The 14,196-nt window shown below is 71.7% G+C and carries 11 protein-coding genes and 1 pseudogene; 7 read left to right on the top strand and 5 right to left on the bottom strand.

The window, feature by feature from the left end; all coding sequences use genetic code 11:
- Positions 1–137: 137 nt before the first annotated feature.
- The 3 genes and pseudogenes from SACE_RS28665 to SACE_RS28660 form a co-directional block, all read right to left on the bottom strand.
- Positions 138–1,535 (bottom strand): mycothione reductase, encoded by a 1,398-nt coding sequence (locus tag SACE_RS28665; protein ID WP_009943708.1) that lies wholly within the window; start codon positions 1,533–1,535, stop codon positions 138–140.
- Positions 1,536–1,746: 211 nt separating this feature from the next.
- Positions 1,747–2,826 (bottom strand): annotated as a pseudogene (locus SACE_RS40305) (VanZ family protein); the annotation flags it as partial.
- Positions 2,827–3,084: 258 nt separating this feature from the next.
- Positions 3,085–3,630, bottom strand: a complete 546-nt coding sequence (locus tag SACE_RS28660; protein WP_009943710.1) for a YbhB/YbcL family Raf kinase inhibitor-like protein — start codon at positions 3,628–3,630, stop codon at positions 3,085–3,087.
- 163 nt (positions 3,631–3,793) lie between these two features.
- On the opposite strand from SACE_RS28660, the gene SACE_RS28655 reads away from it, so the two are divergent.
- The 4 genes from SACE_RS28655 to SACE_RS28640 all read left to right on the top strand — a co-directional run bounded on the left by SACE_RS28655 (position 3,794) and on the right by SACE_RS28640 (position 7,406).
- Positions 3,794–4,756: a sugar kinase gene (locus SACE_RS28655; protein ID WP_011874903.1), complete on the top strand. Its 963-nt coding sequence runs from the start codon at positions 3,794–3,796 to the stop codon at positions 4,754–4,756.
- Positions 4,753–5,349 (top strand): bifunctional 4-hydroxy-2-oxoglutarate aldolase/2-dehydro-3-deoxy-phosphogluconate aldolase, encoded by a 597-nt coding sequence (locus tag SACE_RS28650; RefSeq protein WP_011874902.1) that lies wholly within the window; start codon positions 4,753–4,755, stop codon positions 5,347–5,349. The genes SACE_RS28655 and SACE_RS28650 overlap by 4 nt, the downstream gene beginning before the upstream one ends.
- A 47-nt stretch (positions 5,350–5,396) precedes the next feature.
- Positions 5,397–6,308 carry a D-isomer specific 2-hydroxyacid dehydrogenase family protein gene (locus tag SACE_RS28645; protein WP_009943714.1) on the top strand — a complete coding sequence of 304 codons (912 nt, stop codon included), beginning with the start codon at positions 5,397–5,399 and terminating at the stop codon, positions 6,306–6,308.
- Between the two features lie 288 nt (positions 6,309–6,596).
- Positions 6,597–7,406, top strand: a complete 810-nt coding sequence (locus tag SACE_RS28640; protein WP_011874901.1) for a S1 family peptidase — start codon at positions 6,597–6,599, stop codon at positions 7,404–7,406.
- 455 nt (positions 7,407–7,861) lie between these two features.
- Here the strand turns inward: SACE_RS28640 and SACE_RS28635 are convergent, their stop codons facing one another.
- Entirely contained in the window at positions 7,862–8,815 is a 954-nt protein-coding gene (locus tag SACE_RS28635) for a LysR family transcriptional regulator (RefSeq protein ID WP_009943717.1), read from the bottom strand.
- A gap of 858 nt (positions 8,816–9,673) precedes the next feature.
- Here SACE_RS28635 and SACE_RS28630 point away from each other — a divergent pair.
- Positions 9,674–10,909: an MFS transporter gene (locus tag SACE_RS28630; RefSeq protein ID WP_231849823.1), complete on the top strand. Its 1,236-nt coding sequence runs from the start codon at positions 9,674–9,676 to the stop codon at positions 10,907–10,909.
- Here the strand turns inward: SACE_RS28630 and SACE_RS28625 are convergent.
- Positions 10,823–11,458 carry a LysE family translocator gene (locus tag SACE_RS28625; RefSeq protein ID WP_009943719.1) on the bottom strand — a complete coding sequence of 212 codons (636 nt, stop codon included), beginning with the start codon at positions 11,456–11,458 and terminating at the stop codon, positions 10,823–10,825. The genes SACE_RS28630 and SACE_RS28625 overlap by 87 nt on opposite strands.
- A gap of 1,044 nt (positions 11,459–12,502) precedes the next feature.
- Between SACE_RS28625 and SACE_RS28615 the strand changes: the two genes are divergently transcribed.
- Both SACE_RS28615 and SACE_RS28610 read left to right on the top strand, forming a co-directional pair.
- Positions 12,503–13,324 carry a serine protease gene (locus SACE_RS28615; RefSeq protein ID WP_231849821.1) on the top strand — a complete coding sequence of 274 codons (822 nt, stop codon included), beginning with the start codon at positions 12,503–12,505 and terminating at the stop codon, positions 13,322–13,324.
- Between the two features lie 346 nt (positions 13,325–13,670).
- The gene (locus SACE_RS28610; RefSeq protein ID WP_011874900.1) at positions 13,671–14,168 is read left to right on the top strand and encodes a GNAT family N-acetyltransferase; all 498 of its coding nucleotides are present in this window, start codon (positions 13,671–13,673) and stop codon (positions 14,166–14,168) included.
- Positions 14,169–14,196 lie beyond the last annotated feature (28 nt).

Below are 14,196 nucleotides of genomic sequence, written 5' to 3'. Positions count from 1 at the left end.
CGCCGCGCGAGGTGTTGTCCGCGCAGTGGCCGAGCGGGCTGCGCCGAACGGTTGCCACATACCGAAACCTGTTGCGAGTGCTCGCTTTCCGCGTTGCTGGAACGATAAGGGCGCGACGTCGGGCACCCGAGATCGTTTCACCGCAGGGGAAGGTTCAGCAACGCGTTCTCGATCAGCTCCGGCATGCCCGGGTGGATCCAGTACTGGCCGCGGGCCATAGTGCGGGCGTCCAGGCCGAACTGCATCGCCTGGATCAGCGGTTGCAGCAGCGTCGGAGCCTGCGGGCCGATGATGTGCGCGCCGAGCAGCTTGCCGGTTTCCGGGTCCGCGAGCAGCTTCGCGAAGCCGGTGCTGTCCTCCATCGCCCAGCCGTAGGCGATCCCGCCGTAGTCCTGCACGCTGGTGACGTATTCCACACCCAGCTGCTGAGCTTCCTGCTCGGTGAGTCCCACCGATGCGATCTGCGGCGAGGAGAACACCGCGGCCGGAACGTAGCGGTGGTCGGACTCGATGGGCGCGTCCGGGTGCAGCAGGTTGTGCTGCACGACCCGCATCTCGTGGTTGGCCACGTGCTTGAGCTCGTAGGGCGAGCTGATGTCGCCCAGCGCCCAGACCCCGTCGACGGAGGTGCGCTGCTCGGAGTCGACCTCGATCTTGCCGTTCCTGGACAGGGCGAGGCCTCCCTTCGCGGCGTCGAGGACGTCGGAGTTGGGCACCCGGCCGACGGCGATCAGCAGCGCCTCGGCCTCGACGACCTCCGAGCCGTCCGGGCCCTCGAGGTACAGGCGAGTCAGGTCCCCGTCCTGCTCGACGCCGATCTCCTTGCGGTTGAGCCGCAGGTCCCAGCGCCGGCCGGCCAGCTCGGTGAACCGCTCGGAGACATCCACGTCCTGGCTGCGCAGCGCCCGGCCGGACCGCCCGACCAGGGTCACCTCGACGCCCAGCGCGGAGAAGACGTGCGCGAACTCCGCACCGACGAAGCCGGTGCCCATGATGATCATGCGGCGGGGGAGTTCGTCGAGCCGCATCACCGAGTCGCTGGTGTGGTAGTCGACGTTCTCGATGCCGGGGATGTCCGGAATGGCCGGTCGGCCACCGGCGGCGACGACGAAGCGGTCGGCGGTGATGGTCTCGGTGCCGCCGGCGGTCTCGACCTCGAGCCGCTTGACGTCGGTGAACCGCCCCACGCCCTCGAACAGGGTGACGTTCGGGTTGTCCTCGGCCCGGTAGCGCCTGCCGCCGGCGGAGATCTCGTCGATGCGCCCGAAGATGCGGTCGCGGATGTCGTGCCAGCGCACGTCCCGCAGCTCGAGGTCGACCCCGAGCCGGGTGCCCGACGACGGCGCGCCGGCCACGTCGGCGGTGTGCACGAACATCTTGGTCGGGATGCATCCGACGTTCAGGCAGGTACCGCCGTAGTTGCCGGTGCTGCCGACGCCCTTCTCGACGATGGCCACGTTCCAGTCCGCGAACCGGTCGTCGAGGATCGAGTTGCCCGAGCCGGAACCGATGATGACGAGATCGAAGTGCCGCACGTGTCCATCCTGCATCAGGTGTCGGTGTGGGTGACGCGGAACTCCCGCTCGGGGCGCTCCGGGCGTCGCTCACGTACAACCCGGCGAGCCGCATGCTGATTCCCCGCTCGGCGGGGGTTCCGGTCACACCTCGTGCGTGGGCCGCGCACCAGGCCGCCGACAGCGGTCCCGCCAGCTCCGCCCAGTCGGCGAGCCCCCACGCGCCAATCAGCGCCGCGAGGGCCTGTACCGCCGCGAGAGCACCGATTCCCGCTGCCCACCTGCGCGCGGTCGCCGCCGCGCTCGGTGGGCTTCCGTCTCGCGCGAGCGTGCGCAGGAGCACGACGCGCTGGCCAGGACTGGTACCCCGACACGCGAGGGTGACGCCGAGCAAGACGAGCGCGGGTGCGCACCACAGCACTGCGGCTTCCAGCCAATTGCCGGTGACTGGCGACACCACGTGGTTGCTGAGGTCGTCGCCGATCACGACCACTCCGCGGAAGGCGGTTCCGAGCCACCACAGCAGCAGGAGGTCGCAGCACATGCCCAGCAGCCGCCGGTAGGCGGTGACCGGGCGCGGCGCACCGGCCGGCAGGTGGAGATGGGGCGGCGCATCCCTCTGCGCGGGCCCGGCCCGCCCTGCGCGTGGTGCAGCGGTGACCGGTTGTGGCGTGAAGCAAGCATTGGGGCCGCGATTGCGCTGGGATGGAGGAGTTGCCAGCCGCCCAGGCTGCAACGTCACAACGCGGTCAGCCACGGCTCCCGCGTACGCGACCCCGTTCAGTGCGAACAGTGCGTTCGACAACGGCCAAGACCGCCGTGCAGGAAGAGCGAGGCTGAGAAGTCCGATCTGCGTGGCCGCACGACGGCGCCCGCAGGTGAGCGCGACCCGTGCGAACAGGCAACCGACCAGGGATCCACCCGTGTTCGCGAGCAGGTCGTCGACGTCGAACAGGCGGTACGGGCAGGGGAGGAGGAACCACACCCCGGTGAGCTGCGTCAGCTCGATCGCCAAGGAGACGAATGCGCCGGTGAGCGCGGCCACCGCTACGCGCCGCTGGAGACGTACGCCCAGCGGTACGAACAGCGCGACGTTGAGGGCGAACTGCGCCGCGCCGTCCGCACCGCGCTCGGCGACTCCGGCCAGCGGTCGCAGTTGCGGGCCCATGGCCACGCACGTGCCGTCCGCAGGCAGCGGGAGCAGCACGTACGCGGCCAGCCCCAGCGCGTAGAGCAGCGTGCCGAACCGCAGTGCGAGAGTGCGGGGAGGCAGCTCGCCGCGCAGCCGGTGCTCGCGAGCCGCGAAGGGCACCAGCAGCAGGGCCGCCACGGCCGCGGCGAGCACCGCGGCGGTGGCGGCGGGCACCACCTGGACGTTCACCCGTACCTCCCGGAGCCGACGGTGTTCCTCGGACCGCGAACGCAGTTCCGGTCGGCACCGATGCGGCTGCCGGGAAGTGCGTCGCCTCCTGGAAAAGAGGCGCGAGCACCTTGGCTGGATTCGGTCAGCGCCCGGAAAGCCGCTTCCAGCAGCCGGATTCAGCTCTTCCGGGTGAAAAGCAGGGAGTCGTCAGTGGGCGTAGGTCGGCGTGATGATCGCCCGCGCGAGGGTGTGGAAGGCCAGGTTGAAGTTCACCACGGCCAGGCTCGCGGTGCCGTCCACGCCGAGCTTCTCGGTGTCCACCGCGTGCACCGCGAAGTAGTACCGGTGCGAGCGGTCACCGGGCGGCGGAGCGGCGCCGCCGTAGGCGTGCTCACCCATGTCGTTGGCCACGTGGAAGGCGCCTTCCGGCACGTTCCTGCCATCGCGGCTGCCCGCGTCGGCCGGCAGCTCGGTCACCGAGGCCGGGATGTCGACCAGGCCCCAGTGCCAGAAACCGCCGGGGATGGGCGCGTCGGGATCGAAGCAGGTGACCACGAAGCTCTTGGTGTTCTCCGGGAACCCCTCCCACCGCAGGTGCGGCGACCGGTTCTGCCCGCCGGCTCCCATGCCGTCGAAGACGTGGTCCAGGGCCATCGGGCTGCCGTCGGTCACGTCGTCGGACGTCACGGTGAACGACGGGACCTCGGGCAGCAGCGAGTAGGGGTCCGGGTCGATCGGGCGCTCCAGGCTCATCGAGCTTCCTCCTCAGCGTCGGAGTAGGGGCTTTGATCACTCGCCGACCAGCCTAGTTGGACGGCCGCGCGGATGTGTCCTGGCCGACGTTGTGCACATGTTGCAGCTCCAGTGTGTATTTCGCAGTGGCGGGTCGTTAGTCTGCGTCCCGAGGAGGGCTGACTTGACTGCGCGCGCTGGACTTGAAGTGCTGTGCCTGGGCGAGACGATGTCGCTGATCGCCCCGGCCGAGTCGGTGGGGCTGGAGACCGCCACGTCGTTCACGCTGACCACGGGTGGTGCGGAGTCCAATGTGGCGGTCCACTTAGCCGCGTTGGGGCACCGGGTGGCCTGGGCCGGCAGGGTCGGCGCGGATCCGCTGGGCCGCCGCCTGGTCGCGACCATCGGTGCGGCAGGGGTCGACACCTCGCTCGTCGAGACGCATCCCACCGCACCGACCGGCGTGTACTTCAAGGACCCGGCCCCCGGCGGCACGACGGTGTACTACTACCGGGCGGGTTCGGCCGCATCCACAATGGACGAGTGGTTCCTCGATGGGGCCGGTGACGCGGAACTTCTGCACATCAGCGGTATCACGCCCGCGCTGTCGCCGGGATGCGACCGCCTGATCACGCACCTGCTGGCCGGTCCACGCAGGTCGAGGATCTCCTTCGACGTCAACTACCGCCCGGCCCTGTGGTCGGCCGGAGCCGCCGGGCCCCGGCTGCGGGAGCTCGCCCAGCTCGCCGACATCGTCTTCGTCGGCCTGGACGAAGCGGGCACGCTGTGGGGTGCGAAGACGGCCGACGACGTGCGTGCTGTCCTCGACGGTCCGGCGACGCTGGTGGTCAAGGACGCCGCCAACGACGCCACGGCGTTCGGCGCGCAGCCCGCCGTCGTCACCGCGCCGGAGGTGCGCGTCGTGGAGCCGGTCGGGGCCGGTGACGCCTTCGCCGCCGGCTACCTGTCCGGTGTGCTGCGCGGGGAGAGCGCTGTGCGCTGCCTGCGCCTGGGCCACCTGCTCGCCGCGCACAGCCTGCTCAGCACGGAGGACCACACCCCGCTGCCGACGGCCGACGTGCTGGCCGGATGGCTCGACTGCGACGAGAGCACGTGGAACGCACTGCGGTTCGGTGGGAGCCGATGACCTTCTTCGACGACCTGTTCTCCTGCGGGGTCATGGCGATCCTGCGCGGCATGGACCCCGAGCGCACCGCGACGCTTGCCGAGCGCGCCTGGGACCTGGGTATCGACGCCGTCGAGGTGCCCATCGAGACTCCCGGCGCCGAGCCGTCGCTGCGCGCGGCGATCGAGGCGGGGGCGCGCCGCGGCAGACCGGTCGGCGCGGGCACCGTGGTCGGCGTCGAACAGCTGCGCACGGCGACCGAACTGGGCGCCGCGTTCACCGTGGCGCCGGGCCTGGACCCGGAGCTGGTGCGCGCGAGCGAGCTGCCGCACCTGCCGGGCGTCGCCACGCCCAGCGAGGTGCAGCACGCCCGCAAACTCGGCCTGACCTGGGTGAAGGCGTTTCCCGCCACCGTGCTCGGCACCGGCTGGTTCGCCGCCATACGCGGCCCGTTCCCCGGCATGCGCTTCACGGCGACGGGAGGGATGAACGCGCACACTTCCTCGCCGCCGGGGCGTCGGTGGGCGCCGTCGGGTCGGCGTTGGAGGATCCCGAGCAGTTGCCCGCGCTGTGGGGCGAGCTCATCAGAAGGTCGTGAATCCGCCTCGGAATAAGAGGCCCGTGACCCGTACGCGTTCGTAGCACTACGGCAGGAGTTCAGGTGAAGATCCACGTCGGACCGGTCGCGCAGCCGGAGCTGGAAGCGGCGGTTCGCGCCGGCGGAGCCGAGCTCAGCTCGGCCGAGGAGGCGTCGGCGCTGGTCTGGTACGGCGCCGGGCCCGAGCGGTTCCACGAGCTCTTCCACGAGGGCATGGAGTGGGTGCAGCTCCCCGCCGCGGGCGTGGAGACCTGGTTCGCCGGCGGCGTGCTGCGCGAAGGCGTGCGGTTCACCTCCGCCGCGGGCGTCTACGCCGAGACGGTGGCCGAGCACACCCTGGCGATGATGCTCGCCGCGTTCCGGCAGCTGCACACCATGGCGCGAGCGGACCGCTGGGCACCGCCGGAGGGCATCCGGTCGTTGTTCGGCGCGACGGTGGGCATCCTGGGCGCGGGCGGGATCGGCCGTGCGCTGATCGGGTTGCTGGAGCCGTTCGGGGTGCGGATCCTGGCGGTGAACCGGTCCGGGCGACCGGTCAACGGTGCGGCGCGGACCTGGCCGTCCGAAGACGCCGGCGGCGTGCGGGAGCTGCTGTCGGCGTCGGACTTCGTCGTGGTGGCCGCGCCCGCCACCGCGCAGACCGCCAAGCTCGTCGACGCCGAGGCGCTGGCCCTGATGAAGTCCGACGCCTGGCTGGTCAACGTGGCCCGCGGCTCGCTGGTCGACACCGACGCGCTCGTGGCGGCGTTGGCGGAGGGGCGCATCGGCGGGGCCGCCCTGGACGTCACGGACCCGGAGCCGCTGCCCGACGGCCACCCGCTCTTCGACGAGCCCCGCGCTCTCGTCTCTCCGCACACCGCCAATCCCAAGTCCTTGCTCGTTCCGGCTTTGGCGCGCAGGGTGGAGGAGAACGTGCGACGCCACCTCGCGGGTGAGCCGTTGCTGGGCGTCGTCGACGTCGCGGCGGGCTACTGAGGGTGTGGCGCGGTGCGGAGAGTTTCCTTGCGCTGTAATCGATCCCTTCGATCGCGGGAGCACGGGGAGCCGCCGCGCGGAACTCGAGCGTCCGACGCATGTCCTTAGTGGACCCGTCGCTCGCGCGGGTGATCTTGTTGCCTGACCTTCACCTGATCGGGTGCTAACTTCCGGTTGCGGTGAATCAGGATCAAGCTTCGTTCCTCTCTCTAATGGACACTTTGTCGAGCCGGAGACGGGCGGTCGTGCGGGCCGTGCCCAGCGCTCCGGAGGGAGGAGATCAGCGAGATGGCACGGATGTCGCGTCGAACGTGGCCTTTCCTGGGGGTGGCCGGTGCGGTGGCGCTCTCGTCGGCCCTGTTGAGCCCGGCGGCCGCCGGGCCGGCGACAGGTCCGCCCGTACTGCAGGCGCCGCCGATCGTGGGCGGGCAGCCCGCGAGCATCGCCGAGCACCCGTGGATGGTCTACCTGACCGACGCGCAGGGCAACCAGCTCTGCGGCGGTGCCCTCGCGGCACCGAACAAGGTCGTCACCGCGGGCCACTGCGTCCTGGGGGAGAAGCCGGAGGGGGTGCAGGTCGTGGCCGGCCGGGAACGGCTGGACGGCAAGGACGGCACCGTCGCCAAGGTCACCGGCATCTGGGTGCACCCGAAGTACCAGGACGCGAGCAGCGGTTCGGACGTGGCGGTGCTGACGCTGGACCAGCGGCTGCCGCAGCCACCGCTGCCGGTGGCCTCGCAGCAGGACACCGCGCTCTACCAACCGGGCACCCCGAGCACGGTGCTGGGCTGGGGTAAGACGGCTGAGAACGGGCAGAGCTCCAACGAGCTGCGCAGGGGCGAGCTGCAGGTCCTGGCCGACGAGGAGTGCACCAAGGCCTACAAGGAGCAGTACAAGGCCGACAGCATGACCTGCGCGGGCGTGCCAGGGGGTGGGGTCGACGCCTGCCAGGGCGACTCCGGCGGACCGCTGGTGGCCGGTGACCGGCTCATCGGGCTCGTCTCCTGGGGAGACGGGTGCGCACGCCCGGAAAGTCCCGGCGTCTACACGCGCATCGCGGCCCTCCACGACGACATCCAGGCGCAACTGGGTAGCTGAGGCCAGAGCGCGCCGGGTGGCCGAGGCCGCCCGGCGGTCATGACCGGGCCCGGGCCGGGTGGGAGCGGCTGGGGCCGGAGGCCGACCGGTTGGTCGGTGCGGTTGCTGGGCGCCGCACCGACTTGGGGGACGCGGTCGGCCGAGCCGGGGATTCGGCGTCCCGCCGGACTTCTCGTCGGGGTGGTGAGTTCCGGGTTGAGCCCGTGGCCCTGTGGCTGTGCGGGTTTGCCGGGAGCGGATGGCTGGGGACGTGTTTCGGTCTCAGGTTCCGGTTTCCGGACTCCGAGTCCTGCGTGGCTTGCGCACAGGGCAGGGAACGGGTTCGTCGGGCGGGGCGCGGTTCGCGCGAACCGCGCCCCGCCTGTTCAGGGCTGTGCGCTCTGGGGGAACCGCCTGAACCGCGGCTTGCGCGGAGCTGCGGGCGGGTCGGGTTGCTGGTCGAGTGGCCGGCGGAGTCAGGGCGCGTCCGTGGGGACAGCGCCGTGTTGTGTGGAGGCATCGGAGGGAGGTGAGAGCCGGAGACGTGGTCCGAGTTCGCGCGCGAGCTTCGTCGCGATGTTGCGCAGCAGGAGGACATCCGGACGGCGGTCATCCGCGCGAGTGGCGAGCACGCTGTGCTCCCACGGCGCGTCGGTCACCGGCACGAAGGTCGTGCCCGGCCACGAGTAGTAGCGCGTGAACGAGAGCAGGGCCGACCCGGCGCCACGGCCGAGCGCGGCGTTGATCAGCACGTCCTGCGGCGTCAGCGCGTGGTCTCTGCTCCGCCGCGGTTGCTCGCCGCCACGTGCGGACGCGAAGTAGAGGTAGTCGGTGAACGACCGGGGAGTGCGGTCGGGGAGGCTGAAGTAGGGCAGTTCCAGCACGTCGCGCAGGCGGACGCCGGGAGCGTCGGCGACCTGCCAGGCGCTCGGTACGACGACGATGCGTTGCTCGGTGGTCAGCACGTCGACGGCGATGCGCTCGTCGATCGGTGCGGGCCGCACGAAAGCCGCGTCGACCCGGCGCTCCAGCAGCGCCGAGACGCCCTCGGTGAAGTCCAGCGTCGTCATCGCCAGCCGGGACTCCGGCCGTGCCCGGCGGAACGCCTGCAACGAGGCGGGAGTCAGCTCGGCCGAACCGTGGCCCATGATCCCGACCCGCAGCGGCAGGTCGTCGCTGGGAGCGTCGGCGAGCTCGGCCGCCGCAGCGTTGGCGGTGTCGATCAGCACCCGCGCGTGCCTGAGCAGGCGCTCCCCCGCGGCGGTCGGTCGCACCGGCGTGCGATCGAGCAGGGTCACGCCGAGCTCGCGTTCGAGTTGCTTGACGTGCGCGGTGACGGCGGCCGGTGACAGGAACAACCGTGCGGCGGCCCGCCCGAAGTGGCCTTCCTCGGCCACCGCGACGAAGGAGGTCAGCCGACGCAGGTCCACCTCGCGGAGCGTAACGCGCAGAGCCCGCACGAGAACCCGGATGTGCGCGGCGGAACAGGGTGGGACGAAGCCGGCAGGCCAGGCGGGTGGGGCCGCCAGGCGTGGCAGCGTCCGGCCCGGCGCGGGATGAGGGGACGGCGGTGGCCGGGCCTTCGGCGTGTGCGGCGGTCGGGCGTTTGGCGGGTGTGCGGTGGGCCGGCTGTGGGTCCGTGGGGACGTAGGGGGCGTGTGGCCGGGAATGTCAGCGCGGCCGGACATTGGGTGGGGCGGGTCGGTCGCGGACTGGCGTTGGTTTGGCAGCCGGGTCCGTCGGTGTGGTTGTTGGCTCACCGGTGGGCGGTCGGGCTTTCCGCGGGGCGGCTGATGGCCTGTGCGGCGTTCGTTCGTGGGGGACCGGCGGGTGGTCGGTTGGTGATGGGCTGGGCGAGCGGCGGCGGTTGCGACCGGGACAGAGTTCGTGGTCCAGGGGAGTGCGTCGGTTCGGCCGGACGAAAGTGGTGGTTCCGGTGAGTGGCGGCGGTGCTGACCGGACGGAGTGGGACCATTCGGCTGGCGGGCGGTCGGGTTCGTCGCTCGCTCGGGGGTGGAGGAGGCAAAGCGATCGATTTTCGACGGTCGCTAGCGGTCGCTGGTTCGGCGGGTGCGCGGCGCTCGGTGGTGTGCTGGGGCCGGCCGGCCGGAGTAGTTCGGTCGTGCGGCGAGCGGCCTGCCTGGTCGCCGTTGATTTGGCGACTGGGCTGCCAGCCGTGATCCAGCGGTGCGGCTGGCTAGCACGTGAACAGCCGGTGGCGATACCGGCGTTTACGTTTGCTGAAGGGGCGGTGCGCGTTCCACTCCGCACCGCCTAGAAGTGGATACGTGAGAAGTGCTTGGGTTCGGGCGGCGTTGCTGCTGACGGCCGCCGGTTGGGGAGCGAACCAGTTCTCGTCGCTGCTGGGTGCTTACGGGACTCATCTCGGTCTCGCCAGCACGACGGTGACCAGCCTGTTCGCCGTCTACGTCGTCGGACTGCTGCCGGGGCTGCTGCTCGGTGGTCCGATCGCCGACCGGTTCGGTCGCAAGCCCGTCGTGCTGGGCGCGGTCGCCGTCGGGGTGGTCGGGACCGCCGCACTGATGGCGGGTGCGGTCGCCACTCCGTGGCTCGCGGTCGGCAGGCTGCTGACCGGTGTCGGCACCGGCGCCGCACTGGCCGCGGGCAGCGCCTGGGTGAAGGAACTCTCCTACGCGGGCGACGTCGTCGACGAGGGGACCGGCGCACGGCGAGCGGGTCTGTTCCTGTCCGCCGGGTTCAGCGTGAGCGGTTTGGTCGCAGCCCTGATCGCGCAGTGGGCACCGCACCCGATGGTCATCGCTTACGTGCCGCACCTGGTGCTGTGCGCCGGTGCGCTCACGGCCGCCGTGGCCGCTCCCGAAACCAGGCCGCATTCGCTACCGGTTGCCGCGTCCGGCAGTGGATTGCGGGATCCGCGCTTCTGGTGGCTGGTGGTGCCGGTCGCGCCTTGGGTCTTCCTCGCTCCGTCAGTCGGGTTCGGCGTGCTCCCCGGCCTGGTCGACGGCCGTCTCACCGGTTCGGAGACCGTTTACGCCGGGGTCGCGACCCTGCTCACGCCGGGCAGCGGAGTCCTCACCCAGCCGTTGGCCAGGCGGCTGGCCGTCGGCAACCGCATCGTTCCCGCGCTGGCGGGGCTGTGGGCGGTGGCGGCGGGACTCGCACTGGCGGTCCCGGCGATCGTCCTGGAGCAGCCGTGGACGGCCCTGTGCGCGGACGTCCTGCTGGGCGGCGGCTACGGGATGCTGGTGACGTACTGCCTCACCGAGGTCGGCCGCATCGCACCGCCGTCGCGGCTCGCGCGCCTGACGGCGGTGTTCTGGGCGCTGGCCTACCTCGGCTTCTGCGCGCCTTACGTGTTCGACCTGCTCACGGGTGTCGCCACCCCGCCGGTGATCTTCAGCGCGAGCGCGGTGCTCGCGCTGCTCACCTGCCTCCTTGTCGCGGCGCGCGGCCGGTCAGCCCGCGACGAGCCCGACCGAGATCGTCAGGAACGCCGCGGCGCTGACCATGTCGAGCGACTTGGCGACCCGCGGGTGCCGTAGCCGGTCGGCGATCCGGGCCGCCGCCAGCACGATGGTCAGCTCCCAGATGGCGGCCAGGACGAGGAAGATCACGCCGAGCGCGACGAGCTGCAGCGCCGGGTTGGCCGCGACGCCGACGAACTGCGGCAGGAACGCCAGGCTGAACAGCAGCATCTTCGGATTGGTGATGTTGCTGAGCAGCCCGCGCAGGTACGGGTTCGCGGGGTCCGGCGCGGGGGTGGCGTCGAGGGCTCCGCTGGCGGACTCCTTCCTGGTCAGCCACAGGCCGCGCAGGATCGTCGCGGCGAGGTAGATCAGGTAGGCCGCGCCGATCCACTTGAGCACGGCCAGCACCGCGGGCTGCCGCGTGATCAGCGCGCCGAGGCCGGAGATCACCGCCGCGACCTGCACGATGCTCGCGGTGTGGATGCCGGCGAGGGTGAGCAGCCCGGGCCGGACGCCCGAGCGCAGCGACGTGCGCAGCAGCAGGAAGGCGTCGACACCGGGAGTCAGGATGACCACCGCGCTCGCGAGCAGGAATGCGGGCACGGTGGTCAGGTCCAGCAGCATTCGGTCCCTCCTTCTGGGGCGTGCGGCACCGACCCGCACGACCGGGTGTCACTTGATCTGGTGGATCTGGCCCTGCATCGGCGCAGGCGGACGACCCCGGAACGCGCGGAGCGCCGGGATCGTGTTGGGGCGAGGCGGATGAGCAACGGGTCAGCAGGGCATTGACCCGCAAGATTTCCCGTCGTGATCCATCTTAACGAAATATTTTCTTGCCGCTGTGTGAGTTGTGCCTCGTGATGTCCGGGTAGTCGACTCGCTACGGTGTGCCGTCATCGCTCGGCGAGGGAGAGGTGGAGGCTCGACGTGCGGCACGGCACACGGCACAGCGTCGGATCGGCTGGAACGTCCACCGGGTCAGGGCAGGAGTGGTCGGCGCCCCGGCGGAGCGGCGGAGCGACTCGCAGTGGCGGGGCGGCTGCCTGTGGCGGGGAGGCTGGCCATGTCGGGGCGGCGCGGGGCGAGGCGGCAGTCCACGCCGATGTCGCGGCCTGCGGCGGAGTGCCTGAGGCCGCCGACCGGGGCGGAACGTTTGCAGGCGGCCTGGCGGCGGCAGGTAGCGCCGGAGCACACGGGGGTGGCGCAGCGGTTGCCGGGCGTGCCGGGGCGCTCGGGGGTGGCGTGGCGGCCGGGCATGCCGGAGCACACGGGGGTGGCGCGGCGGTTGCTGGGCGTGCCGGGGCGCTCGGAGGCGGCGCGGTGGCCAACGGGCATAGCCGGGCGCCCAGGTGTGGCGCGGCGACTGAGCGCGACGGAGTGCTCGGGGGCGAGGTCGCTCGCGATGAGGCGATGGAGCCCGCTGATGAGGCGACTGTCCGGCGCTCGGTGACGGCTGCCCGGGGTGCAGTGGTGCCCGGTGGTGAGGCGACTGTCCGGCGCTCGGTGACGGCTGCCCGGGGTGCGGCGGCGTCTGCCGGTGAGGCGGCTGCCCGGGGTGCGGTGGCGGCTGGTGGGGAGGTGGCTGTCTGGCGTGCGGTGCCGGCTCCGAGGGAGGCCGAGTGCGCCGGGGTTGCGGTGGGGCGCCGGGAGGTCGTCGGGATGGTTTCCATGGCGGGACACGCGTCCGAGGGCGAAGCGTCTCGTGCTGCCCGGAAGGTGCGGCGGCTACTGGCGACCGGGGCGGTGACCGTGCTCGCCGGTGTCTACCCGGTCGCCGCCGCCGCGGCGGAGCCCGAAGCGCGGGTGCTCGGGGGTTCGGAGACCTCGGCCGCGGAGGCGCCGTGGATCGTGGCGCTCACCGATGACTCGGACCGCCAGTTCTGCGGCGGTGCCCTCATCAGTCCGATCAAGGTGGTCACCGCCGCGCACTGCACCGTCGATCTTGCGACCGGCAAGCGGCGTCCGCTCGGCGGCCTCCGCGCGGTCGTCGGGCGGTCCGACCTGCGTACGCAGGAGGGAGTCGTCAGCGGTATCGACGCCGTGTGGGTTCACCCGCGGTACGAAGGTTTCGCGAGCGGGCACGACGTCGCGGTGCTGACGCTGAGGACTCCGGTCGACTACCGCGTCCTCCCTCTCGTCGGGCAAGGCGAGACCGCGCCGTACCAGACCGGGACGGTCGGCCGGGTCTACGGCTGGGGGCGCACGTCCGAGTCGGGGGCGCAGTCGTCGGTGCTGCGCTCCGTCGAGGTGCCGGTCACCGCGGAGGCCGAGTGCAGCCGCGCTTACGGGGGGTTCGACCGGTCGTCGATGTTCTGCGCGGGCACGCCAGAGGGCGGGCGGGACGCGTGCGGGGGTGACTCGGGTGGCCCGTACGTGGTCGACGGGCGCCTGGTCGGGGTCGTGTCGTACGGCGTGGGCTGCGGACGGCCGGAGCAGCCGGGTGTCTACACGCGGCTGGCGACCTACGCCGGCGACATCGCGGGAGCGTGACCGGGCGGGCCGACGCGCGGCTGAGGCGGCGGGAGCAGAGCTCGCGGGCGGCGATGCGGCGACTCGGGTGGCGAGCGTGGGAGACCGTGGGCGGCAGCTCAGGTGGTGAGGGCAGTTCGGGCAACGGACGCTGCTGCCCGGTGGCGAGTGCCGTCAGCCCGTTGGGGGGCGGCTCGGGCGGCTCGGGGCGTTGCGCGGGGAGGTCGCGAGGCCGCGGTGGGCGCTTCCGGTGGCCGGCAGGGCCGTGTGACCTGCGACGGACTCGGCTGCTGCGGAGGGTGTTGTTAGCAACTCCGAGCGGTCGTGAATGCGGTTGTCGGGGGTCGGTTGTGATATCCAGGTAAGGGTGACCCTTCAGCCTCTTGCGACCTCTGTGCACCGCGCCTACACGGCGGATCTCGACGCCGAAGACTTCTACCGGATGCTGCGGTTGCGCGTCGACGTCTTCGTGGTCGAACAGGAGTGCCCCTACCCCGAGTTGGACGGTCGTGATCTGGAAGCGACGACACGTCACTTCTGGATCGATTCAGCAGACGGCTACGTGCTCGGTTACCTGCGGTTGCTGGAGGACCCCGACGGCACCTTCCGGATCGGCCGGGTCTGCACCGCCAAGAGCGCGCGCGGGCTCGGGCTCGCCCGCAAGTTGATGCGGGCCGCGGTCGCCGAGGTGCAGCGCGAGCCCGCGGTGCTCTCGGCGCAGACCTACGCGCTGGGCTTCTACCGCTCCTTCGGCTTCATCGAGGACGGCGAAGAGTACCTGGAGGACGGCATTCCGCACATCGAGATGCGACGCGACCCGCGCACCCGCACCGCCAACTCGCCGGTCGGCGGCGCGGCCGGGTAGCGGTGGACCTGGCGGAGCGGTCTGGGGG

The organism is Saccharopolyspora erythraea NRRL 2338, from assembly GCF_000062885.1.
Taxonomy (GTDB): Bacteria; Actinomycetota; Actinomycetes; order Mycobacteriales; family Pseudonocardiaceae; genus Saccharopolyspora_D; species Saccharopolyspora_D erythraea.
Note: the sequence above shows the minus strand (reverse complement) of the source record. Positions and strands in the feature narration are given on the sequence as shown.

What these genes read in the sequence shown, in the direction of transcription:
- SACE_RS28625 (WP_009943719.1), bottom strand. Translation starts at nt 11,458, where the DNA reads ATGCTGCTGGACCTGACCACCGTGCCCGCATTCCTGCTCGCGAGCGCG.
- SACE_RS28640 (WP_011874901.1), top strand. Translation starts at nt 6,597, where the DNA reads ATGGCACGGATGTCGCGTCGAACGTGGCCTTTCCTGGGGGTGGCCGGT.
- SACE_RS28650 (WP_011874902.1), top strand. Translation starts at nt 4,753, where the DNA reads ATGACCTTCTTCGACGACCTGTTCTCCTGCGGGGTCATGGCGATCCTG.
- SACE_RS28615 (WP_231849821.1), top strand. Translation starts at nt 12,503, where the DNA reads ATGGCGGGACACGCGTCCGAGGGCGAAGCGTCTCGTGCTGCCCGGAAG.
- SACE_RS28660 (WP_009943710.1), bottom strand. Translation starts at nt 3,630, where the DNA reads ATGAGCCTGGAGCGCCCGATCGACCCGGACCCCTACTCGCTGCTGCCC.